Source organism: Sphingosinicella flava (genome assembly GCF_016025255.1).
Taxonomy (GTDB): domain Bacteria; phylum Pseudomonadota; class Alphaproteobacteria; order Sphingomonadales; family Sphingomonadaceae; genus Allosphingosinicella; species Allosphingosinicella flava.
Window position 1 is genome coordinate 1374494 of the sequence record NZ_CP065592.1, and the last position, 24000, is coordinate 1398493.

The window sequence follows — 24000 nt, forward strand, 5'->3', positions numbered from 1 at the left end:
GTGGATGAACAGAATCATCTTCCTTCGAGCGGAGGGCCTGAGGATTTACACTCACCGCTCCAATCTCTACCTCCTAATCCCATATTCTAAGGAGACACCCTTTGTCCTTCGTGCGTGGTGCCTGGAAGCTGCTCGTCGGGATCAAGGATGCCTTCGTCCTCCTCCTGATGCTCCTGTTCTTCGGCATGCTCTATGCCCTCCTCACCGCCATTCCCAATGCCGGCAGTGTCGATGACGGCGCCCTGCTCCTCGACCTGTCCGGGAGCATCGTCGAACAGCCGGCGGAGGCCGATCCGCTGGCGCTCGCGATGGGCGGCTCCTCGCTCGCCCGCGAATATAGCCGCCGCGATGTGGTGCGGGCGCTGACCCTGGCGGCGGATGACAGCCGAGTGAAGGCCGTGGCCGTCGACCTCGATGTCTTCACCGGCGGCGGACAGGTGGCGATCGGCGACGTCGCCGACGCGATGGAAAAGGTGAAGAAGGCGGGCAAGCCGGTGGTCGCCTATGCCACCGGATATGGCGACGACAGCTATCTCCTCGCCGCGCATGCGAGCGAAGTGTGGCTCAATCCCCTGGGCGCGGTGCTGATCGCCGGCCCGGGCGGCCAGAACCTTTATTATAAAGGCTTGATGGACAAATTGGGTGTCACCGCGAACATCTATCGCGTCGGCACTTACAAGGCGGCCGTGGAGCCTTATTCGCGCACCGATATGTCGCCCGAATCACGGCAGGCGAGCCAGGCGCTCGCCGACGCGCTGTGGGAGCAGTGGCTGGATGATGTCGCCAAGGCGCGGCCGAAGGCGGCGAACGTCGCGGCCTATGCCATGCAACCGGCCGAAGCCCTTGCCGCGACAAGAGGCGACATGGCCCAGGCCGCGCTCCGCGCGGGCCTCGTCGACAAGATTGGCGACCGCTCCGCCTTCGGCGCGCGCATGGCGCAGCTCGCCGGGGCCGACGAAGAGAATCTGGCGGGCGGGTATAAGGCAATCGCCTATGACGATTGGATCGCCGCCAACCCTGCGGCCACGACCGGCAAGATCGGCGTCGTCACCGTCGCCGGAACCATCGTCGACGGCGAAGCGGGACCGGGCACTGCCGGGGGCACCACCATCGCCGACATCATCCGGAAGGGGCTAAGCGAACAAAATCTAAGCGCGCTTGTGGTGCGCGTCGATTCGCCCGGCGGCTCGGTCCTTGCCTCCGAAGAAATCAGGCTGGCGGTGCTGGAAGCGAAGAAAAAGGGCCTTCCCGTCGTCGTCTCGATGGGTTCGGTCGCCGCGAGCGGCGGTTATTGGGTCGCCACGACCGGCGACCGCATCTTCGCGGAACCGGGCACGATCACCGGCTCGATCGGTGTCTTCGGCATCATCCCCAGCTTCGAAGGCCTGGCGCAAAAGATCGGCGTGAATGCCGATGGCGTGGGGACGACTCCGCTGTCGGGGGAACCCAACGTCTTCAAGGGGCCGTCCGACACCGTCGACCGCCTGCTCCAGATGGGCGTGGAAAACACCTATCGCCGCTTCCTCGCCCTCGTCGCCAACACCCGGAAGCTGCCGGTGGAGCGCGTCGACCGGATCGCCCAAGGCAGGGTTTGGGACGGTGGCACGGCACGCCAGATCGGTCTCGTCGACCAGTTCGGCTCCATCGACGACGCCATAGCCGACGCCGCGCGCCGCGCGAAGCTCGATCCGGGCGCAGCGGAAACCGTCTATCTCGAACATGAGAAAACTTTCCTCGAAACGCTGATGGCCGATCTCTCGTCGGAAACGCCGGAGGGCGCGCGCGACGCCTTTTCTCGTCTTGCGCTGCGGCCCGAATGGCTGATGGCCCGGGCGCTGTCTGATGCGCGGGAGATGATGAGCGGGCCCGCCATCCAGGCGCGCTGCCTCGATTGCCCGATACCCGCCGTGCCCACGCACAGTTCCGGCAAAGAGGGATTATGGGCGCTCGTCGCGAAGTGGATCAGCTAAGAACCCTGCGCATCAGGCCTTGTAAGCGGGGAGCGACCACCCCCGCCAGATGGCAAGGCCCCGGAGCAAAAAGCCTGCGAGCGCGGCCAGCGGACCGGCGATGAACCCGGGCAAGCCGGCTAAGGTCAGCGCCACCATCAGGGCGGCCGACAATGCCGCGGCGGTCACATAGAGCTCGGGCCGCATCAGGATCGACGGCTCGCCCGCCAAGAGGTCGCGGATGATCCCGCCGACGCATGCGGTGAGAACGCCCATCGCCATGGCCGGGAGCGGCGCTACGCCCCACGCAAGCCCCTTGGCCGCGCCGAAGGTCGCATAGGCCGCGAGCCCCACCGCATCGAGCCAGTCCAGCGTCTTGCCCCGCCACAATCGCGCGGGCGTCGCCCACACGATCAAGGCCGCGGCGAAGCAGATGAACAATATGACGTTGCTGTGGACCCAAAAGACCGGCGCCCCGATCAGCAGGTCGCGCACGGTTCCGCCGCCGGTCCCGGTGATCACCGCGAAGAAAAGAAACGTGACGAGCGTCTGCCTCTTCGCCCCCGCCGCGAGCGCGCCGGACAAGGCGAAGACAAGGATGCCCGCAAGGTCGAGCCATTGCAGCACGAGGCCAAGCTGTTCGGCGGCAATGGGCATGGCGTTACTCCCATGGTCGAACCCGCACTATAAAGCCCTCCCCCTTGATGGGGGAGGGTTGGGTGGGGGTGATGCTTCCTGAAGTACACCGCCCTACGTCGTAGATCACCCCCACCCAACCTCACCCATCAAGGGGAGGGAATAAGAGGCACTTCCTAAGTGGGAGTGCAATCAAATATGGATGGGCTTGCCGGTCACCGCCATCGCTGCTTCCTTCAGCGCTTCCGAATGGGTCGGATGCGCATGGCAAGTATAGGCGATGTCCTCGCTCGTCGCGCCGAATTCCATCGCCTGCGCGGCCTGGGCGATCATCGTGCCTGCGAGCGATGAGACGATGTGGACGCCGAGCACGCGGTCGGTCTTGGCGTCGGCGACGATCTTCACGAAACCGTCTGTGTCGTTGATCGCCTTGGCGCGGCTGTTCGCCATCATCGGGAACTTGCCGACCTTCACCTCGCCCTTTTCCTTCGCCTGCTCCTCGGTAAGGCCGACGCCGGCGATCTCCGGGTGAGTGTAGACGACCGACGGGATCACATCATGGTTCACAATGCCGGTGAGGCCCGCGATATTCTCCGCCACCGCAATGCCTTCATCCTCAGCCTTGTGGGCCAGCATCGGGCCGGGGATCACGTCGCCGATCGCCCAAATGCCGGGCACCCCTGTCGCGAAATCGTGATCCGTCTCGATCTGTCCGCGATTGTTGACGGTCAAACCCGCTTTATCGAGGCCAAGGCCGTCCGTATTGGGGCGGCGGCCGATGGAGACCAGCACGACATCCGCCTCGATCGTCTCGGCCGCGCCGCCGGCTGCAGGTTCCATGGTGACGGTCGCCTTGCCGCCATTCACCGTGACGCCAGTGACCTTGGTCGACGTCCGCAATTCGAAGCCCTGCTTCTTGAAAATCTTCGCCGCCTCCTTGCGGACTTCGGCGTCCATGCCCGGCAGGATCTGGTCGACATATTCGACTACGGTCACCTTGGCGCCGAGCCGCTTCCACACCGATCCCAGCTCCAGTCCGATCACCCCGCCGCCGATGACGACGAGATGCTCCGGCACCTTCGGCAGTTCGAGCGCACTGGTGGAATCGACGACCACTTCATGGTCGATTTCGACACCCGGCAGTGACATGACCGACGAACCGGTCGCGATCACGATATTCTTGGCACGAACGGTGCGGCCCGCGACCTCCACGGTGTCCTTACCGGTGAAGGTGGCGAGACCCTTCAGCCATTCGACCTTGTTCTTCTTGAACAGAAATTCGATGCCGCCAGTAAGGCCCGTCACGGCATCCGTGCGCTGCTTGTGCATGGCATCGAGGTCGAGGCTGACCTTCTCCGCCTTCACGCCATATTTGGCGAGCGCGCCCGAATTGGCTTCCGCGAACAATTCCGACGCATGGAGCAAGGCCTTCGAAGGAATACAGCCGACATTGAGGCAGGTGCCGCCCAGCGTCGCCCGGCTTTCCGCGCACGCCGTCTTGAGGCCCAGCTGCGCCGCCCGGATCGCCGCGACATAACCGCCCGGCCCCGCGCCGATCACCAGAACGTCGAAATCATAGTCAGCCATTTTCTACCTCATGCGAGCGTTGCTTTGCTCTAGACTGTTCGTACGCGCGCCAAGATTGTCGGCCTTCTATGCCCAGGACAAACATAAGCGCCACATAGAAAATCATAGGTATCATCACGTCGGAAACAGATTGGGCATTCCGAATAAAGAAAACCAAACCTCCAAAACCCAGCAATGATGCCAAGTATATATATCTCAGCGGTATAACCCGGCGGCGCATCAAAGATCGATCAGCAACCGCGTCGGATCTTCCAGCGCTTCCTTCATGCGGACGAGGAAGGTCACCGCCTCGCGGCCGTCAACCAGGCGGTGGTCGTAGCTCAATGCCAGATACATCATCGGACGAACCACGATCTCGCCGTTCCGCACGACCGGCCGTTCCTCGATCCGGTGCATGCCGAGAACCGCCGATTGCGGCGGGTTGATGATCGGGGTCGACAGGAGCGAGCCGAACACGCCGCCATTGGAGATGGTGAAGGTGCCGCCCTTCATATCGTCCATGCTGAGCGTGCCGTCTTTGGCGCGACGCCCAAAATCGGCGATCGTCTTTTCGATCTCGGCAAAACTCATCTTGTCGGCGTTGCGGATCACCGGAACGACGAGGCCGTTCGGCGCCGACACCGCGACCGACACGTCGAGATAGTCGTGATAGACGATCTCGTCGCCCTCGATATAGGCGTTGACGGAAGGCACGTCGCGGGCAGCCAAGGCCGCCGCCTTCACGAAGAAGCCCATGAAGCCGAGGCGGATCTGGTGCTTCTTTTCGAACAGGTCCTTATATTTGGCCCGCGCCTCCATGACCGCGCTCATGTCGAGGTCGTTGAAGGTGGTGAGAAGCGCGGCGGTATTCTGCGCTTCCTTCAGCCGCTTGGCGATGGTCTGGCGCAGGCGCGTCATGCGGACGCGCTCTTCCTTGCGCTCTTGTGTTCCTGCGGAAGCAGGAACCCAGTCCTGCGCCGAAGTCTGGGCTCCTGCTTTCGCAGGAGCACTCGGTGCGTTCTGCGCGGCAGCCAACACGTCGTCCTTCGTCAAGCGCCCGTCCTTGCCTGTGCCCTTGATCCTCGACGGGTCGAGGCCATGCTCGAGCACCAGGCGGCGCACGGCGGGAGACAGGGTGAGGCTGCTGTCCTGCGACGCCTCGGCAGCGTCGCGAAGCTCGATATTTTCTCCGGCACCTTGCGGGTTCACCGGCGTCGCGGCGACTTCCGGCGCCTTCGCCGCGGCTTGCGGCTGCGCGGAGGCAGCACCCGAACCAGCCTCGATCCGGGCGATCAGCGCGCCGACCTGCACGGTATCCCCTTCGGCAACCACGGGCTCACCCATCGTGCCGGCCACCGGCGAAGGCACTTCGACCGCGACCTTGTCGGTCTCCAGGCTGGCGATCGGCTCGTCGGCCTTCACGGGATCGCCGGGCTTCTTCAGCCATTGGCCCAAGGTGGCTTCGGTGATCGATTCGCCCAGAGTGGGGACGGTTACGTCGGTCGCCATTCTCATTGCCTCTTTTCAGTGCCAAAACCCGTTCGGGCCGAGCTTGTCGAAGCCCTGCCCTTACTTCCCCTGGCATGAAGAAGGAAGGACAGCCCGTCGACCGGCTCAGGGCAAGCGGTGCCTATGTTTGCGCCGGGTGCCAATTACCCCGCCTTGCGTTGTTCGGGCGCGTCGCCGCCATGGCCGAGCGCTTCCGCGATCAATGCCGCCTGCTCCGCCGCGTGACGCTTGGCAAGGCCCGTCGCGGGCGATGCGGCGGCGGCGCGGCCGGCATAGGCCGGACGCTGCGGCTTTGCCCCTGCGTCCACCAGGCATTGCTCGACATAATCGCGGACGAAATTCCAATAGCCGTTATTCTTCGGCTCTTCCTGCGCCCACACCACCTCTTCGAGGTTCGTCATGCGCCGCAGGCGCGCAATGAGCGGCTCGGACGGGAAAGGATAGAGCTGTTCGATGCGGATGATCGCCGTGTTCCTGTCGCCCGCCTTGTCGCGCGCGTCGATCAGGTCATAGGCGACCTTGCCCGAACACAGGACCAGCCGCTTCACATCCTGGTCCGCAGGCGCCGAAGGATCGGAGAGGATCCGCATGAAGTGGCTCTCGCCGGTAAAGTCCGCCGCGCTCGACACCGCCGCCTTGTGCCGCAGCAGCGATTTGGGCGTCATGATGACCAGCGGCTTCCTGAAACCACGCAGCATCTGACGGCGCAGGATGTGGAAGTAATTGGCCGGGGTCGTGCAGTTCGCGACCTGCATATTGTCCTCGGCGCAGAGCTGCAGATAGCGCTCCGGACGCGCCGAGCTATGCTCCGGTCCCTGGCCTTCATAACCGTGCGGCAGGAGCATCACGAGGCCGTTGGCGCGCAGCCATTTGGCTTCACCCGCCGACAGGAACTGGTCGATCATAACCTGCGCGCCGTTGGCGAAATCGCCGAACTGCGCTTCCCAGAGGACGAGGGTCTTCGGGTCGGTGAGCGCATAGCCATATTCGAAACCGAGCACCCCGAATTCGGAGAGCGGGCTGTCGCGCACCTCGAACCGGCCGCCTTCGATCCTCGTCAGCGGAATATATTTGGCGCCGGTCTGCTGATCGACCCACACGGCGTGGCGATGGCTGAAGGTGCCGCGTCCGCTGTCCTGGCCGGACAGGCGGATATTATAGGCTTCCTTCATGAGCGAGCCGAAAGCCAAGGCCTCACCGGTCGCCCAGTCGAACCCCTGGCCGGACGCGAACATCTCGCGCTTGGCATCGAGGATGCGGGTGAGGGTCTTGTGGACGCTCACCCCTTCCGGAACCGTGGTCAGCGTCCGCCCAAGCTCCTGAAGCGTATCCGTGTCGATCGCCGTCGAAACGTTGCGGCGTTCCGTCTCCGGCGTGCCGGGCTTGTTGAAGCCCGCCCAGCGGCCTTCGAACCAGTCCGCCTTGTTCGGCAGATAGGATTTCGCCGCTTCGAACTCGCCTTCGAGCAAATTCGTGAACTGCTCCACCTGCCTATCCACCCACGCCTGGTCGATCACGCCTTCCGCGATCAGCCGGCGGGCGTAGATTTCGGAAATCGGCGGGTGCTGGCGGATCGCCGCATACATGACCGGCTGCGTGAAGCTCGGTTCGTCGCCTTCATTATGGCCGAAGCGGCGGTAGCACCACATGTCGATCACGATGTCGCGATTGAACTGCTGGCGATATTCGATGGCTAGCTTGCAGGCGAAGGTGACGGCTTCGGGATCGTCGCCGTTCACGTGCAGGATCGGCGCCTGGACGCTCTTCGCGATGTCCGACGGATAAGGCGAGGACCGCGCGAATTGCGGGCTCGTCGTAAAGCCGACCTGGTTGTTGATCACGAAATGGATCGTGCCGCCGGTCGCATAGCCCGGCAGGCCGGAGAAGCCGAAGCATTCCGCGACGATCCCCTGCCCGGCAAAGGCCGCGTCGCCGTGGAGCAGCACCGGAAGGACGGTGTCGCCTTCCTTGTCGTCGATCATCGTCTGGATCGCGCGCACCTTGCCCAGAACGACCGGGTCGACCGCCTCGAGATGGCTGGGGTTCGGGACCAGCGACATATGCACCTTGATCCCGTCGAACTCGCGGTCCGACGAGGTGCCAAGGTGGTACTTCACGTCGCCCGATCCGCCGACATCGGCCGGGTTGGTCGCACCGCCCGCAAATTCATTGAAGATGGCGCGATAGGGCTTGCCCATGACATTGGCGAGGACGTTCAGGCGGCCGCGATGGGCCATGCCGAACACGATCTCGCGCACGCCATATTGGCCGCCATATTTGATGACGCTTTCCAGCGCTGGGATCATCGATTCCCCGCCGTCGAGGCCGAAGCGCTTCGTGCCCACATATTTCTTGGCGAGGAAGCGTTCCCACTGCTCGCCCTGGATAACCTTGGCGAGGATGGCCTGCTTGCCCTCGGGCGTGAAATGGATCTCTGCGTCGCGGCCTTCCATCCGGTCCTGAAGGAAGCGCCGCTCCTCCAGGTCGTTGATGTGCATATATTCGAGGCCGACATTGCCGCAATAATTGCGGCGCAGCACGTCGACGATCTCCCGCACGGTGGCATATTCGAAGCCGAGCGTGCCGCAGAGATAGACGGGCCGGTCGAGCGCTTCGCCCGTAAAGCCGTGAAATTCCGGCGTCAGATCGGCGGGAAGATCGCGGTGAGACAGGCCCAAGGGATCGAGGTTGGCGGCAAGATGCCCCCGCACGCGATAGGTGCGGATCAGCATCATCGCGCGAATGCTGTCGTCTGCGGCCTGCTTGACTTCGGCATCGGACTTTCCGGCCGACACGGCCTTGTCCTTCGCCTTGGCGGCAACCTTGTCTAGCGCCATCAGCGTCGGGTCGAGGCCCTGATTGACCTCGTCAAGCTGCGTCAGCGGCCAGTTGTCACGCGCCCAACTGGGGCCTTGCTCCCGTTCGCTGTCACCGAACATGTCCACGCTCATCGTCTTTCCCATCGCGCCCTCTATAGCGCGCTGTTCTTACCTGCGGGTTAGCCCTTGAGGACTTCGACCAATGTCTTGCCAAGCTCAGATGGGCTCGGGGAGACGCGAATTCCAGCCGCTTCCATCGCCGCGATCTTGTCGTCCGCGCCGCCCTGGCCGCCCGACACGATCGCGCCGGCATGGCCCATGCGGCGGCCCGGAGGCGCCGTGCGGCCGGCGATGAAGCCGACCATCGGCTTCTTGCGGCCGCGCTTGGCTTCGTCCTTCAGGAATTGCGCGGCTTCCTCTTCGGCCGATCCGCCGATTTCGCCGATCATGATGATCGACTTGGTCTCGTCGTCGGCGAGGAACAGCTCGAGCACGTCGATGAAGTTGGTGCCGTTGACCGGATCGCCGCCGATGCCGACAGCCGTGGTCTGGCCAAGGCCTTCGTTCGTCGTCTGGAACACCGCTTCGTAGGTGAGCGTGCCCGAACGCGACACGACGCCGACCGAGCCCTTGGAAAAGATGTTACCCGGCATGATGCCGATCTTGCACTCGTTCGGCGTCAACACGCCCGGGCAGTTCGGCCCGATGAGGCGCGACTTGGAACCGGAAAGCGCCCGCTTCACCTTCACCATGTCGAGCACCGGAATGCCTTCGGTGATGCAGACGATCAGCGGCACTTCCGCGTCGATCGCCTCGAGGATCGAGTCGGCCGCGAAGGGCGGCGGCACGTAGATGACGGACGCGTCGGCGCCAGTCGCCTTCACCGCTTCATCGACGGTGTTGAAGACAGGAAGGCCGATATGCGTCTGACCGCCCTTGCCCGGCGTCACGCCGCCGACAACCTGCGTGCCGTAAGCAATAGCCTGTTCCGAATGGAACGTCCCCTGCGCGCCGGTGAAACCCTGCGTGATGACCTTGGTATTCTTATTGACGAGAATGGACATTATTCGAGTGTTCCCTGCGCTTTGGCAACAAGACTGATCCCGGATACGCCCAGCGCTTGTTTGGCGGGACTTTCCTTGGGAATGTGGTACAATTCCATCGCTTCATGCTCTGCTTTATAGCCCGGTTCCCAAACCGTCTTGGCCAGCACGCCCGCCCGCTCGATGGTTTCGGCGGGATCGCGGTGCAGCCCTGCGGTGACGAGCGCGGGATCGATCCGGCGCTCTTCCTCAAAGTCATACAGCCTGCAGCCGTTCAGCCAGATGCCTTCCATCTCCACCCCGGACAGGATGAGGTGAAGGCTTTCGCCCGCGACGGTCCGGCGAAAGGCATGAGTGGGCCGCATCTTGATGGAATCGCCCAGCATCTCCTTGCCGAGGGAGATCAGTTTTTCGACGGGCGTGCCGACTTCGGGCGTGAATTCCTGCCATTCCGTCTTGCCGAGTTCCCGGCGCGCCAGATCGAGATCGACGACATTCGCGCACGCCTCCTCGAACGCCGTCAGTACGGCGTCGGCGGGATAAGCCGAAGGCGCGGCGGCGATTAAAGCAAGGACGGCCGTGACCGACATTACCGGGCCATATCTGTGTTAGGATGTTTCCGCGAACCCATCACGCCAAGCTCTCCTCGATACCCTTGCAGGCTTCGAGCAGTTCCTTGACGGCGTCGACCGACACCTGGAAATTCTGCTTGGCGCTGTCATTCAGTTCGATCTCGACAATCTTCTCCACGCCGCCCGCGCCGATCACCACCGGCACGCCGACATAGAGGTCGCTAATGCCATATTGTCCGGTGAGGTTTGCGGCGGCCGGAAGGACGCGCTTCTTGTCCTTCAAAAAGCTCTCGGCCATCGCGATCGCGCTCGCCGCCGGGGCGTAGAAGGCCGAACCGGTCTTGAGGAGACCCACGATCTCGCCGCCGCCCGAACGGGTGCGGGCGACGATGGCGTCGATCTTTTCCTGGGTGGACCAGCCCATCTTGATGAGGTCCGGCACCGGGATGCCGGCGACGGTCGAATATTCGATGACCGGGACCATCGTGTCGCCGTGGCCGCCAAGCACGAAGGCGGTGACGTCTTCGACCGACACGTTGAACTCCTCGGCGAGGAAGTGGCGGAAGCGCGCCGAATCGAGCACGCCCGCCATGCCGACGACCATATTGTGCGGCAGACCGGAAAATTCGCGCAGCGCCCACACCATCGCGTCCAATGGATTGGTAATGCAGATGACGAAGGCGTTGGGGGCATATTGCTTGATGCCCTCACCGACCGCCTTCATGACCTTCAAATTGATGCCGAGCAAATCATCGCGGCTCATGCCCGGACGGCGCGGAACGCCGGCGGTGACGATGCAGACGTCGGCGCCCGCAATGGCGGAATAATCGTTCGCGCCTTCGAGCTTGGCGTCGAAGCCGTCGACCGGACCCGATTGCGCGATGTCCAGCGCCTTGCCTTGCGGCGTGCCTTCAGCGATGTCGAAGAGGACAATGTCGCCCATCTCCCGCATCGCCGCGAGGTGCGCGAGCGTGCCGCCGATCATACCCGAACCGATAAGCGCGATTTTCTTCCGAGCCATGCGACTCCCAGCCTTTCCGTTTCACAAGCGGGATCGGGCTGCGATGCGCAGCCGCGAAGATATGGGCGCCCGCTTAGACCCCTCGCGCGCTTGGGGCAACCGTTTGGCGGCGGATTTTTGGGAGGTTTGTGCTCCTGCGAAAGCAGAAGCCCGGCGGCACATGCAGCGCGTCTGGATTCCTGCTTCCGCAGGAACATATTTCAGGCCTCGCCGTGCCCCTGTGCGAGATAGTCGGCCGATTGCATTTCCATGAGGCGAGACACGGTGCGCTCAAATTCGAAGGCACCGTCGCCCTTCGTGTAAAGATCGGGCGGGGCGGCATCGGCGGCGGCGAGCAATTTCACCTTATTCTCGTAAAGCGCGTCGACTAAAGTCACGAAGCGCGCCGCCTCGTTCCTGTTCTCCGGCCCCAGTTTCGGAATTCCGACGATGATCACGCTATGATAGCGGCGCGCGACGGCGAGATAATCGGGCGCCCCCCGCGCTTCCCCGCACAGCCGCTTGAAGGAGAAGACGGCGACGCCCTTCAGCGCCTTGGGCACGCGCAGCGTCCGCCCGCCCTGCACGGGGATATCCTCCGAGGGCACGTGCGCCGCATCCTCGGGCGGATAATCGGTCAGGCGGAAGAAGGCGCGGGACAGGGCCACCGTCGCTTCGACTCCGTTCGGCACATACCAGGTCGGAAAGCCGCCCAGCCGCTCCAACCGGTAGTCGGTGGGCCCATTCAACGCCGCCACGTCCAGTTCCCGCTCGATCAGGTCGATGAAGGGCAGGAACAATTCGCGGTTGAGGCCGTGCTTGTAGAGATCGCGCGGCGGGCGGTTCGATGTGGTGATGACCGTCACTCCCCGCTCCAGCAGCTGCGCGAAGAGCCGCGACAGGATCATCGCATCCGCGCTGTTGTTGATGACCATTTCGTCGAACGCCAGCAGCCGCGCCTCGGCGGCGATGGCGGCGGCGACGGGCGGAATGGGATCGCCGCCCTCGCGCAGCCGTTCGATCCGCAGCCGTTCGTGCACCTCCAGCATGAATTCGTGGAAATGGACGCGGCGCTTGGCGGGAATGGTGACCGCCGCGAAGGCGAGGTCCATCAGCATGGATTTGCCGCGGCCGACCCCGCCCCAGAGGTAGAGCCCGCGTGGCGCCGGCGCCTCCCGCCCCAGCAGGCGGGAGACGAAGCCAACTCGGGCCGGGGCGTTCACCGCACACACAAGCCGGTCGAGAAGCACGGCCGCCTGACGCTGATCGGCATCGGCGCGCAGCTCCCCGGCGGCGAGCAGCGCCTCATAACGCTGGAGAACCCCGCTCATGGGTGCGGCTTCCAGCGCACCTTCCCTGTGCGCCAGCCCGTCCGGGCGGGGCTGGCTTTAGTACGGATCGGCATCTGCATGGCGGCGCCATTGCAGAATAAGGGCGGGAAGAAAAGCCGGAGACCGCTCGTTTAAAATGGCTCCCAGGCATCGGCTATGGCCGCGATGCCGGGCGGCATGTCGGCCCGCGCCAAGGCCAGGAAACTGGCCGAGCGCGTCGCGCGGCGCAAATGATCGACGAACCATTCGCCGTTTTCGAACTTCGCGTCGGCTCCGGGGGTGAGAGAGACGCCCAGCGGATAATCGTCATCCTCTGGATTGGCGACCAGCTCCACCGTGAAATCGTCACCGCTGCCATTATCCTCGACATATTCCTCATACTCTTCGACGAGGCCGAGGCAGGGGAGCACGAAGAAAGGCTGCCAGGATGCCGTGTCGTGGCCGGGCAGCGCTCCTTCGAAATCGGCATGGCCGATCGTCTTCCAGAACGCGCCAAGGGCAAGGGGAAGCTTATGAACCTTGCGTTCGAATTGTTTGACGTGACGAACCGAGATGCCGTTGTCGCCGAGCGGGCGCTGAACGCCTTTGAAGCCCGGCCCGGGAATGCCGGGAAAGGCCGGCAGGGGCTGAGATGCGCGCTCGACCATGGCTTGAAGATATTGCGCCATGTCGCCCATCATGGCCATGCTGTCGGCGGGCAGCCCCATCTTGTCCAGATTGGCGAGCATTGCGGCCGTCTGCGCCTGGGCGTCCTTCGCAGATTGCATGATCGCGGGATCGATCTGGCTGCTCGGGGCGGGAGGTTCGAATGCATAGCCGAGCTCTTTCAGGCCCGCGGCGATGCGCTCAAGATTGGCGCGTGCGCGCGACATGAGGAGGTCGGCCACCGCCTCGGCCTCTTGCGCCAGGGCATCGTCCGTGCCGATGCCGATGTGCCGCAATTCGTTCCAAACGGCCTCGTGATCGCCGGCGCGATACCGCTCCAGATAGCCCATCTCTTCTCCCCCTCTATCAGAGGAGGCGGGCTAGCCGGCTAGTCCTAAGACCGGGTTAAGATCAGAGCGCCCGTTCGACCAGCAGCTTCTTGGTCTCGGCGATCGCCTTGGCGGGATTGAGGCCCTTCGGGCATACGTTCGCGCAGTTCATGATCGTGTGGCAGCGATAGAGGCGGAACGGATCCTCCAGCTCGTCGAGGCGCTCGCCGGTATATTCATCGCGGCTGTCGGCGAGCCAGCGATAGGCCTGGAGCAGGATGGCCGGGCCGAGGAACCGGTCGGAATTCCACCAATAGCTCGGGCAGGACGTCGAACAGCAAGCGCACAGAATGCATTCGTACAGGCCGTCCAGCTTCGCGCGATCTTCCGGCGACTGGAGGCGCTCCTTGCCCGACGGTGTCGGCGTCTTCGTCTTCAGCCACGGCTCGATGGACGCATATTGCGCATAGAAATGGGTGAAGTCCGGCACCAGATCCTTTACCACGTCCATGTGCGGCAGCGGCGTGATGCGGACGTCGCCCTTGATGTCCTCGATGGCGGTGGTGCAGGCGAGGCCGTTGCGCCCGTCGATGTTCATCGAACAGGAACCGCAAATCCCCTCGCGGCAGGAGCGGCGGAAGGTGAGGCTCGGATCCTGCTCGCTCTTCATCTTGATGAGCGCGTCGAGCACCATCGGCCCGCAGCTGTCGAGATCGACCTCGAACGTGTCGTAGCGCGGATTTTCGCCGCTGTCCGGATCGTAGCGATAGACCTTGAACGTCTTGATCCGGCCCGCATCGGCCGGCGCTTCGTGCGTCTTGCCCTTGCCCTTGATCTTGCTGTTCTTCGGGAGCGTGAATTCAGCCATGGTCCATCCTTTGCGGCGCCTCGATAGCCAAAGAGCGGCTGGGGGAAAAGCCCCTAAGCCGCTCCGCCGTTCCGGCTTAGAAAATCCAGGATCGCCCGCGCCGCGCGATCGGCCGAACGCTCCCCCGTCAACGAGAATGTTTCCTGGAATGCCGCACGCTGGATCGCGGCATGGTCGTCCGGCCGTTCCGCGACGCGGGCAAGGGCTTCAGGCAGCGCCTCAACCCTGTCGATCACCTGCCCCAACCGCCAATGCGCATAATTCGCATTCCCCTGCCACTCCGCCCCATGGGCGTTCAGGAAGATGGCCGGACGCGGGCGGGCGATCCATTCGTAAATCTGGCTCGAAACGTCGCCGAGATAGATGTCGGCGCTGAGCGTGTAGGTCATGTCGACGCTGCGCTGGCTTTCCGTGTCGATGATGATGTTGGGATAACGGCGATAGATTTCGGAAAGCCCGCCCGTGAACCGCAGCCGCGCATGCTCGACCGACCCATGCAGCTGCCGCCGGAACAGCATGACGTGCGGCGCGAAGATCAGGTTGTAGCGATCCTGCTCGGCGAACCAGTCCAGCACTGAGCGCCCCAGATCGTACCAAGACGACAATTTCGGATCGAAATGCGGATTGTAAAGCACGACCGGCTTGTCGTCGCCGAACAGGCGCGGCCGGGCGCTAAGGTCCACCGTGTCGAATTTCGGATAGCCGACAATCGCATGCCCGTCCTCGCGGATGAGGCCCGCCGCCAGCATCCGGTCCCGCACCTTCCGGCCCGACAAGAGAACAAGATCGAAGGCTTTCGTCACCTCTCGAAATCCGACGGATCGGTCCCCCGCGCCGTGCGGCAGGTAGATGAGCTTAGGCCCGGTAACGCCGAAGCGGGTCTTCAGGAAGGCGCTCGTCGTTTCGGGCACCACCAGCGCATCGAAACCGGCAAGGAGATCGAGATTGTTCCTGAGCACCGCGAGCCGTCTGTACGGGGCAACGGCATTGGCGATCCAGCCGAACGAGGCCTGGAGGAGCCCGGGCTTCAGCCTCGTCATCGTCACCGACGCCATGACCTCGCTCGAGAGCAGCAGCCGCACCCGCGCCTCCTGCGCCCGCGTCGAAGTCAGGATCGAGACCGAAACCTCCGGCGCCATCGCCCTGAGCGCCGCCACGATCGGCGCGGTATGCGCGATCTGGTGGATGGCGTCGTGATTGTAGAGGAAGGCGATCTTCATGCAGGTTCCGCCTCATGCCCGAAGCGATCGAGGATCGCATCGGCCGCGCGTCTCACGGCTCCGGGACTGCGGTCACCAAGGGTATAGGCGGAAAGTGCCTCCTGCGTGTCGCGATAAAGGGCATGCCGTTCCCTGGCGGCACCGATAGCGGGCATCAGTTGCGCCGGATCGTCAATGACATCGCCCAAATGCCAGAAACGGAAGTTGGGATCCTCCTTCCAGTCGATGCCATGCGCATTGAGGAACAGACAGGGCCGGGGCTTGGCGAGAAATTCATAAACTTGGCTGCTAATGTCTCCGACATATATATCGGCGACATCGGTATAGCTGTTATCAAGCGAACGGTCCGAGCCCAGATCGATAAGGATGGTATCGGTGCTGCGCGCCTCCCATTGGCGGCGCAGGCGAGCAGAACGGCGGCGGAACATCTTCACATGGGGAGCGACGATCAGGTTGAACTCATCCTGCTCCGCAAAGGCCTTCAGCAAAGGTTCGATGAAGCGGCTCCAGGATTCCATGCCAGGGGCCTTATGGGGATTATAAAGCACGATCGGACGATCATTCCGGAACAACCTGCCTTCGGCCCGTGACAGCCGCGCCGCCGTTTCCATCTTTACATAACCGGTACAGACATAATTTTCAGGCTTCAGCACCCCTGCATCCATCATCCGATCGGCCGTCTTCTGCCCCGCTGGCAAAACAAGGTCGAATACTGCCACCCGAGGTAGAAAACCCACCGCCCGGTCGCCATAGCCATGCGGCATGTACACCATCTTGGGCCGCGTCATGCCCATGCTCTTTAAAGGTGCTACGGTATTTTCCACAGTGATGACGACATCATAGCCGTTCAGCATCCGCCAGTTGGCGCGCAGGACGAGCTTCTTCCACATGCCGAAAATCTTAAGGCCCTGAAGAAACTTCGTGAGCGGCGAGCGTTTCAGCCGCTCGATCTTCAGCTTCGGCCCATTATAAGCCTTGCGGATGCGTTCGTGATGGCGCGGCGTTTCGGGATCGTTGTAGAAAAGATCGACCTCAACCCCCGGCCGCGACGCCAATTCCAGCGCCACGGCAGCGCCATGGTAGCATTGATAGGCTTCGGCGATGTAGAGGAAGGCGATCTTCATGGGCGCTCTCTCTACCGGGAGCCGGGCAAAGTGGGAATCGGGATTTGATCGTCGACTTCTGGCGTGAACGGGTGAGGCGGATGCGCGCCGGGGGGGCGTCCCGGAACGGCACGATCGCGCGCGTGCTGGAAAATGCGGGCTGGCTGCTTGCCGGTAAAGGCGTGGGCGCCGCGCTCAGTCTCGTCTATCTTGGGCTCGCCACCCGCACGCTGGGCGCGGCAGGCTTCGGCCAGTTCGTCCTCATCCTCGGCATCGCACAGGCCATCGCGTCCTTCGTCGGCTTCCAGACCTGGCAGGGGGTGGTGCGCTTCGGCATGCCCCACCTTCAGGCCGGGCGGAGGGACAGCCTCGGCGGCGTGCTCGCGTTGGCCCTGGCGCTCGATTTCGGCGGCGCGCTTGCGGGCTGCCTGATCGCGATCGCCAGCATCGGCTTCCTCGGCAATCATTTCGGCTGGGATGCGGCGGTGCGGACGGAGGCCCTGCTGTTCGCCTTCGTTATCCTGCTCAGCGTCCGGTCGACCGCGATCGGCGTGCTGCGCCTGCACGACCGCTTCGGCATGGGCGCGACGGCCGATACGGTGACGCCCATCGTCCGCCTGATCGGCGCGGGAATCGCGGTCGCGGCGGGCGCCTCGATCAAAGGGTTTCTGATCGCCTGGGCCGCGTCCGAAATCGCCACCGCCGCCGTCTATTGGTGGTTCGCCGCGAAGGTTTCGAAAGGAACGATGAGCCCCGCTTACTGGCCAAAGATCGGGCGGGTCGGACGCGACAATCCCGGTATCCTCAAATTTGTCCTCATCACCAATGCAAACACGACGCTTGGCGGAGCGGCCAAGCAGGTCACCGTCCTGCTCGTCGGCTTCTTCGCGGGCGCGGCGGCGGCGGGCCATTACCGCCTCGCCCATCAGCTCGGCGAAGCGCTCGCCCGCGTGTCGGAAATGCTGTCCCGTTCCGTTTATGCCGAGCTCACCCGGGTTCATTTCAACAATATGGGCCAGAATATCGCCAAGCTCTTCCGCAGCTCGGTGCGGCTGGCCGCGATCGGTGCGGCGGTCATCATCGTCCTGATGCTGCTGATCGGAAAGCCGGCCCTGACGCTCATCGCCGGCCCCCAATTTGCCGATGCTTATCCGCTGTTGATGCTGCTCGGCACGGCAGCGGCACTGGGCCTTGGGGGCACCAGCTTCGAACCGGCCTTGATGGCGACAGGCCGGGCCGGCCTTGCCCTCCAGCTCCGCTTCGTGTCGACGGCGGTATTGGCGGGCCTGCTCGCCCTGCTCCTTCCCCATCTTGGCGCAACTGGCGCGGGCATCGCGACGCTCGTTTCGGCTGGGATCAGCTTATTGCTGTTCGGCGCCGCCGCATGGAGGGTCGTGCACAAGGACGATGCGAAAAAGGCGCGGAACCTTGAGCCCGCACCTTCCGCCGATCAATAAACCCGCGCCTTCGGCTTGATGTAACCGATCTCGTCGGTCAGCGTGTAATCGTGGACCGGGCGGTAGTCGATGCCGACCTTGCCCCCGTCGAACCAAGAAATCGTGTGCTTCATCCAGTTCGCGTCGTCGCGATTGGGATAATCCTCGTGCATGTGCGCGCCGCGGCTTTCCTTGCGGTTGGCGGCGCTATGCATCGTGACGACGGCCTGCGGGAGCATGTTGTCGAGCTCCAGCGTCTCGATGAGGTCGGTGTTCCAGATGAGGCTGCGGTCGGTGACCTGCACGTCGTCCATCCGCTTATAGACGGCGTCGATCTTCTCCATGCCCTCCGCCAGCGTCTTTTCGGTGCGGAAGACGGCGCAATCGGCCTGCATCGTCTTCTGCATCTGCGCGCGAATGTCCGCCGTCGGGCTGCCGCCCTTGGCATGGCGCCGCGCATCGATGCGGGAGAGGGCCATTTCTTCCGATCCCTTGGGCAGCGGGCGGCCCTTGACGTTGGGCGTCAGGATTTCGCCAAGGCGAATGCCCGTCGCGCGGCCGAAGACGACTAGGTCGATCAGCGAGTTGGAGCCGAGGCGGTTGGCGCCGTGCACCGACACGCAAGCCGCCTCGCCGACCGCGAACAGGCCGGGCACGACCGCGTCCGGATTGCCGTCCTTCAGCGTCACCACCTCGCCATGATAATTGGTCGGGATGCCGCCCATATTATAGTGGACAGTCGGCACGACGGGGAGAGGCTGGCGGGTGAGGTCCACGCCCGCGAAAATCTTGCCGGTCTCGGTAATGCCGGGAAGGCGTTCGGCCAGGATCTTGGCGTCGATATGGTCGAGGTGAAGGTAGATATGGTCCTTCTCCTTGCCGACGCCGCGCCCTTCGCGGATCTCCATCGCCATCGAGCGCGAGACGACGTCGCGCGACGCCAGATCCTTCGCGGACGGCGCATAACGCTCCATGAAGCGCTCGCCTTCGGAGTTGGTGAGGTATCCGCCCTCGCCGCGCGCGCCCTCGGTGATCAGCACGCCCGCGCCGTAAATGCCGGTCGGGTGGAACTGGACGAACTCCATGTCCTGCAACGGGAGCCCGGCGCGCAGCACCATACCGCCGCCGTCGCCGGTGCAGGTATGGGCCGATGTTGCGGAGAAATAGCAGCGGCCATAGCCGCCTGTCGCGAGCACCACGGCCTGCGCGGTGAAGCGATGGATGGAGCCGTCCTCCATGCACAAAGCAATGAGGCCGCGGCATTCGCCATCTTCCATGATGAGGTCGATGGCGAAATATTCGATGAAGAAGTCCGCGTCATATTTCAGCGATTGCTGGTAGAGCGCGTGGAGCATGGCGTGGCCGGTGCGGTCGGCGGCGGCGCAGGTGCGCTGGGCGGCCGGGCCTTCGCCCATATTCTGCGTCATGCCGCCGAATGCGCGCTGGTAGATCTTGCCTTCGTTGGTGCGGCTGAACGGCACGCCATAATGTTCGAGCTCATAGACGGCGGCGGGCGCCTCCCGGCACAGATATTCGATTGCGTCCTGGTCGCCGAGCCAGTCGGAGCCCTTCACCGTATCATACATGTGCCAGGTCCAGTGATCCGGACCCATATTGCCGAGGCTGGCCGCGATGCCGCCTTGCGCGGCGACGGTATGGCTGCGGGTCGGGAAGACCTTGGTGACGCAAGCCGTCTTCAGCCCCTTTTCGGCGGCGCCCATCGTCGCGCGCAGGCCGGAGCCGCCCGCGCCCACCACGACGACGTCATAAACATGGTCGATGATCTTGTAAGCGTCAGCCATTTTATTGAGCCTCTGCGCCAAAGGCGATCTTGAGAACGGAGAAGAAGGCGAGCGCGCCGACGCCGATCACCAGGAAATTGGTGAGGGTGATGGCGAACACCTTGGTCGATTCATGGATATAATCTTCCCAGACGACCTGCATGCCCAATTTGATGTGCCAGAAGGTCGACAGGATGAAGAGCAGCATCGGCACCGCGTTGAGCGGCGACCGCAGCCATGTCGTCACGCTTTCATAGCCAAGGTCCGGCAGGCGCAGGATCGACACGAAGAACCAGACGAAGAGGACGAGGGTGGAGATCGACGTCAGCCGCTCCAGCCACCAATGATGGGCGCCGGTCTTCGCGGAGCCGAGGCCGCGCACATGCCCAAGTGCGGTCTTGCTGCGCATCACTTCACCTCCAGGATATAGAACCACAGCAAGGCGGTCGCGAGCACGGAGCCGACGATCGTCATCTGCGCCCAGAATTTGTTGGCCTTGAGCTCGAAGCCCGCGCCGATGTCCATGACGAGATGGCGGAGGCCGGAGAAAGTATGCTGGAACAAGGCCCAGGTAAGCCCGATGCCCACGATCAGGCCCAACCACAGGCCCCAGCCTTCGGTCAAAAACGCAGTGAATTTCCCATAAGCCTCTTCGCCCGAAGCCGCCGCCGCCAGCCACCAGGCCAGCGCGAGGCCGCCGACGATGGAAAGCCCGGATCCGGTCACGCGGTGGAGGATCGAGACCAGCATGTGCGGTCCCCATTTCCAGATGGTGAGATGCGGCGACAGCGGTCTTGTCGAATTGCGGCTCATGGTCGCTTCGGCTCCGTTCGGGTCAATCGGGGCGCTTTTAGGACAAAAGCCCGATGTTGCAAGCTGGTCTCGCATCCCGGTCCCTCCCCGCTCATCGTCAGTGCTGACCGGCGTCCGCGCGCCGAGAAAAGGAAAAGCCAAAACTTTGTTTACCATTTCGCTTTAAGGCCGGCTGAAATCGCGACAAATGGTGGACGTGAATGAACGCTTATTCTCCCGCTTCAACACCGGTTCAGAAGCTTTCCCCGCAGCAGATGGCCGTGCGCCTCGCCGCCTATAACGAAAATGGCGGGCTGGAACGCGATCTGAAATCCTTGTGGGCCAAGGCGGGGGACGTCATTGCCGAAGCCGCCCGGGCCGAGGCCGGAGACGATGCCGCCAACGTCATCGAACGCCGCTTCACCAAGGACATCAACGAGGATTGGATCCAGGAAGTCGCCAATTACGGCATCAACCTGTTCGTCAAGAAACAGGCGCTGCCCGTGATCATGCAGCGCCGCGCCCAGATCATATCCCGCACGTGCGAAGCCCTTCGCCGGCATTTCGCGGGCGACGACGAGAATTGCAGGCAGGCGATCGACGTCATGATTCGCCTGTCCCTCTATGAAAATGAGATCATTCTTAGCCAGATCGCCCTCCTCGAGGCCAATGAAGCCGCCGAGGCCCGGGGCCGGCAGAGCGAGCATTTCAAGAAAAGCGTCAGCACGATGATGAGCGGCGCGACCGATGAAACGGCCAGCCTGCGCGAGCGGACCGCTTCGACGGCCACCGCCACGCGCGGCATGCTCGGCAAGACCAGCGAAGTCGCCGCCGCCGCCGAACAGTCCGCTGTCGCGATGCGCGAAGCCGCGCAAACCGCCGCCGGCCTCATCCGCGCCATTGAGGATGCCCGCAGCGAGGTGGAGGTCGCAGCCGGCGTCGCTACCCGCGCCGGAGATCAAGCGGCCGAAGCGGTCAAGGTAAGCCAGGCCCTGTCCGCCCATGTCGAGGCGATCGAATCGATCCTCGGCCTGATCCGCGACATTGCGGGCCAGACCAATCTCCTCGCCCTCAACGCGACGATCGAAGCGGCGCGCGCGGGCGATGCGGGCCGCGGTTTCGCCGTCGTCGCGCAGGAAGTGAAATCGCTCGCCGACCAGACGGCGCGCGCCACCGACGACATTCACGGCAAGATCGCCGCCATCCAGCAGGCCACCCGGCAGACCCTGGGCGCCAACGATTCGATCAAGCAAACGGTCGAAGAGGTCCAGGTTTCGGCCCAGCGCATCCGCGAGGCGATGGAAGTTCAGGCGCAGACGGTGACGATGATCACCGCCGCCGTCGACGAAACCGCATTGGCGGCCGATTCCATGTCGTCGACGATCGCCGCGATCCGCACCGATACCGAGGGCGTTGCCAGCGAGATCGACGAGGTCGAAAACGGCTTCATCCGCGTTCACGACCAGCTTGGCGAATTCCGCGCCAAGACCGCCGAATTCATCAACAGCTTCGCGGCCTGACCTTGTGCTCCTGCGAAAGCAGGAGCCCAGTTCTTCCTTGAGTGCCGCTGGACTCCTGCTTTCGCAGGAGCACGATCCGGCTTTCCCTCCTGCCAATCCAGCCTTATTCCGCCGTTCATGAGCAAGAACATCCTCGTCACCGGCACCAGCCGGGGCATCGGCGCCGCCATCCTCTCCGCACTTGCGGGCAGCAAAGCCGTCGGCCATTCGAGCAAAGGCGGCGACAATCAGATCGCCGCCGACCTCTCCCGGCCCGGTGCCGCGGAGGCGCTGTGGGGCGAGGCCCTCTCCCGCCTCGGCCATATCGATGTCCTCATCAACAATGCGGGCGTTTTCGAAGCCTCGCCAATCGAGGATGGGCATGACGCCTGGCTTGCCCAGTGGGAGCGCACGATGCGCATCAATCTCACCGCCTCGGCCGAGCTGTGCCGCCTCGCCGTCCTTCATTTCCGCGACCGTGGCGGCGGCCGCATCGTCAACGTCGCCAGCCGCGCCGCCTATCGCGGCGACAGCCCGCAGCATTGGCATTATGCCGCTTCGAAGGCGGGCATGATCGGCATGACCAAGTCGATCGCGCGCGGCTATGCGGGCGAGAATATTCTCGCCTTCGCCGTCTGCCCGGGCTTCACGATGACGGGCATGGCGGAGGATTATTTGGAAAGCCGGGGCGGCGCGAAGCTCCTTGCCGATATCCCCCTCGGCCGCGTCGCGGGGCCGGAGGAAGTTGCCGAAACCGTCCGCTGGCTCGCCCTCGACGCGCCGCCGTCCGCGACCGGCGCGGTCATCGATGTGAATGGAGCGAGCTATGTGCGCTAAGCCCTTTGTGCTCCTGCGAAAGCAGGAGCTCAGTTTCGCGAGGCCGTGCCGCTGGGCTCCCGCTTTCGCGGGAGCACAAGAGTGAGCAGCTGGAAGATTACCCTCCCCTGCACCAAGGCGGAGGCGGAAGCGGTGGAGCGGGAGGAAAGCCCTTTCGCGGCTTTCGAGAACCCGCCCGTCCTGATGTCGAGCGAGCCCGACGAGACGAAGCCCGACGAATGGCGCCTCGACGGCTATTTCGAAACCGCGCCCACGCCGGACGACATCGCCCTGTTCCGCACCCTCGCGCCCAGCGCGGAGCGTATCGAGCCCAGCATCGAGCAGCTTGCCGACGAGGATTGGGTGACGATGAGCCAGCAGGGCCTTGAGCCCATTCGCGCGGGCCGCTTCTTCGTCCATACCCCCGCGCACCGGGATGCCATTCCCGCCGATGCCATCGCGCTGGAGATCGACGCCGGTCGTGCCTTCGGGACCGGCCAGCACGAAACCACGACCGGCTGCCTGCTGGCCATGGACCGCCTGAAGGAGGGGGCGATCAGCTTCGACAACATCCTCGATCTCGGCACCGGCACCGGCCTCCTCGCCTTCGCCGCACTGAAGCTCTGGCCGGACGCGAAGGTCGCCGCGTCCGACATCGATCCCGTCTCCATCGACGTGTCCGCGGAAAATGCCGCGATCAACGGGATCCCGACGGGCACCGGCAAGGGTGAAGTCGAGCTGATCGTGGCCGCCGGCATGGAGCACCCCCGCCTCGCCGCCCGCGCACCTTATGACCTCATCGTCGCCAACATCCTCGCCGGGCCGCTCATCGACCTCGCCCCCTCCGTTGCTGCGGCGCTCGCGCCCGGCGGCCGCCTGATCCTCGCCGGACTCCTCAACACCCAGGCGGAAGCGGTGACGTCCGCTTATCGCCGCCAAGGCCTGATGGGCAGCTTCGACATCGTGCGCGGCGACTGGACGATCCTGACGATGCGGAAAAGGAAGGCGCTCGGCTGGCAGTGATCGTGTTCCTGCGAAAGCAGGAACCCAGGGGCGCCGAACCTTTCATTTGGGCTCCTGCTTGCG

Annotated in this window: 20 protein-coding genes; 5 read left to right on the forward strand and 15 right to left on the reverse strand. The window is 63.8% G+C overall.

Features of this window, described 5'->3' with window-relative positions:
• The first annotated feature begins 101 nt into the window (after positions 1-101).
• Positions 102-1970 (forward strand): signal peptide peptidase SppA, encoded by a 1869-nt coding sequence (gene sppA, locus IC614_RS07150; protein ID WP_404829118.1) that lies wholly within the window; start codon positions 102-104, stop codon positions 1968-1970.
• A 12-nt stretch (positions 1971-1982) separates the two neighbouring features.
• Here sppA and IC614_RS07155 read toward each other — a convergent pair whose 3' ends face one another.
• From IC614_RS07155 to IC614_RS07210, 12 genes are all read right to left on the reverse strand, one after another.
• Positions 1983-2606: a trimeric intracellular cation channel family protein gene (locus IC614_RS07155; RefSeq protein ID WP_200970676.1), complete on the reverse strand. Its 624-nt coding sequence runs from the start codon at positions 2604-2606 to the stop codon at positions 1983-1985.
• Between the two features lie 171 nt (positions 2607-2777).
• The gene (gene lpdA, locus IC614_RS07160; protein WP_200970677.1) at positions 2778-4172 is read right to left on the reverse strand and encodes a dihydrolipoyl dehydrogenase; all 1395 of its coding nucleotides are present in this window, start codon (positions 4170-4172) and stop codon (positions 2778-2780) included.
• 219 nt (positions 4173-4391) lie between these two features.
• Positions 4392-5660, reverse strand: coding sequence for a 2-oxoglutarate dehydrogenase complex dihydrolipoyllysine-residue succinyltransferase (gene odhB, locus IC614_RS07165; protein WP_200970678.1), 1269 nt, complete (start codon positions 5658-5660; stop codon positions 4392-4394).
• A gap of 143 nt (positions 5661-5803) precedes the next feature.
• Positions 5804-8611: a 2-oxoglutarate dehydrogenase E1 component gene (locus IC614_RS07170; protein WP_200973143.1), complete on the reverse strand. Its 2808-nt coding sequence runs from the start codon at positions 8609-8611 to the stop codon at positions 5804-5806.
• A 47-nt stretch (positions 8612-8658) separates the two neighbouring features.
• Positions 8659-9543 carry a succinate--CoA ligase subunit alpha gene (gene sucD, locus IC614_RS07175; protein WP_200970679.1) on the reverse strand — a complete coding sequence of 295 codons (885 nt, stop codon included), beginning with the start codon at positions 9541-9543 and terminating at the stop codon, positions 8659-8661.
• Positions 9543-10112, reverse strand: a complete 570-nt coding sequence (locus IC614_RS07180) for a hypothetical protein (RefSeq protein ID WP_200970680.1) — start codon at positions 10110-10112, stop codon at positions 9543-9545. The genes sucD and IC614_RS07180 overlap by 1 nt, the downstream gene beginning before the upstream one ends.
• Before the next feature lie 40 nt (positions 10113-10152).
• Complete coding sequence (gene mdh, locus IC614_RS07185; RefSeq protein ID WP_200970681.1) at positions 10153-11115, reverse strand: malate dehydrogenase; 963 nt, start codon at positions 11113-11115, stop codon at positions 10153-10155.
• 200 nt (positions 11116-11315) lie between these two features.
• A complete protein-coding gene (zapE, locus tag IC614_RS07190) occupies positions 11316-12425 on the reverse strand; it encodes a cell division protein ZapE (RefSeq protein ID WP_200970682.1) in 1110 nt (369 codons plus the stop codon).
• A 131-nt stretch (positions 12426-12556) separates the two neighbouring features.
• The gene (locus IC614_RS07195) at positions 12557-13420 is read right to left on the reverse strand and encodes a hypothetical protein (RefSeq protein WP_200970683.1); all 864 of its coding nucleotides are present in this window, start codon (positions 13418-13420) and stop codon (positions 12557-12559) included.
• 61 nt (positions 13421-13481) lie between these two features.
• Complete coding sequence (locus tag IC614_RS07200; RefSeq protein ID WP_200970684.1) at positions 13482-14267, reverse strand: succinate dehydrogenase iron-sulfur subunit; 786 nt, start codon at positions 14265-14267, stop codon at positions 13482-13484.
• A 53-nt stretch (positions 14268-14320) separates the two neighbouring features.
• Positions 14321-15487, reverse strand: a complete 1167-nt coding sequence (locus tag IC614_RS07205; RefSeq protein WP_200970685.1) for a CDP-glycerol glycerophosphotransferase family protein — start codon at positions 15485-15487, stop codon at positions 14321-14323.
• Complete coding sequence (locus IC614_RS07210) at positions 15484-16611, reverse strand: hypothetical protein (RefSeq protein ID WP_200970686.1); 1128 nt, start codon at positions 16609-16611, stop codon at positions 15484-15486. Before IC614_RS07210 ends, IC614_RS07205 begins: the two co-directional genes overlap by 4 nt.
• An 80-nt stretch (positions 16612-16691) precedes the next feature.
• Between IC614_RS07210 and IC614_RS07215 the strand changes: the two genes are divergently transcribed.
• Positions 16692-18047: a lipopolysaccharide biosynthesis protein gene (locus IC614_RS07215; RefSeq protein ID WP_200970687.1), complete on the forward strand. Its 1356-nt coding sequence runs from the start codon at positions 16692-16694 to the stop codon at positions 18045-18047.
• Here IC614_RS07215 and sdhA read toward each other — a convergent pair.
• The 3 genes from sdhA to sdhC are packed head-to-tail and all read right to left on the reverse strand — an operon-like array spanning position 18041 to position 20620.
• Positions 18041-19828: a succinate dehydrogenase flavoprotein subunit gene (gene sdhA, locus IC614_RS07220; protein WP_200970688.1), complete on the reverse strand. Its 1788-nt coding sequence runs from the start codon at positions 19826-19828 to the stop codon at positions 18041-18043. The genes IC614_RS07215 and sdhA overlap by 7 nt on opposite strands.
• A 1-nt stretch (position 19829) precedes the next feature.
• Positions 19830-20216 carry a succinate dehydrogenase, hydrophobic membrane anchor protein gene (gene sdhD, locus IC614_RS07225; protein WP_200970689.1) on the reverse strand — a complete coding sequence of 129 codons (387 nt, stop codon included), beginning with the start codon at positions 20214-20216 and terminating at the stop codon, positions 19830-19832.
• On the reverse strand, positions 20216-20620 hold the full coding sequence (sdhC, locus tag IC614_RS07230; RefSeq protein WP_200970690.1) for a succinate dehydrogenase, cytochrome b556 subunit: 405 nt from the start codon (positions 20618-20620) through the stop codon (positions 20216-20218). Before sdhC ends, sdhD begins: the two co-directional genes overlap by 1 nt.
• A 200-nt stretch (positions 20621-20820) precedes the next feature.
• Between sdhC and IC614_RS07235 the strand changes: the two genes are divergently transcribed.
• From IC614_RS07235 to IC614_RS07245, 3 genes are all read left to right on the forward strand, one after another.
• Complete coding sequence (locus IC614_RS07235; protein ID WP_200970691.1) at positions 20821-22119, forward strand: methyl-accepting chemotaxis protein; 1299 nt, start codon at positions 20821-20823, stop codon at positions 22117-22119.
• A 117-nt stretch (positions 22120-22236) separates the two neighbouring features.
• Positions 22237-22935, forward strand: a complete 699-nt coding sequence (locus IC614_RS07240; RefSeq protein WP_200970692.1) for an SDR family NAD(P)-dependent oxidoreductase — start codon at positions 22237-22239, stop codon at positions 22933-22935.
• A gap of 81 nt (positions 22936-23016) precedes the next feature.
• Positions 23017-23937 (forward strand): 50S ribosomal protein L11 methyltransferase, encoded by a 921-nt coding sequence (locus IC614_RS07245; protein ID WP_226372595.1) that lies wholly within the window; start codon positions 23017-23019, stop codon positions 23935-23937.
• Positions 23938-24000 lie beyond the last annotated feature (63 nt).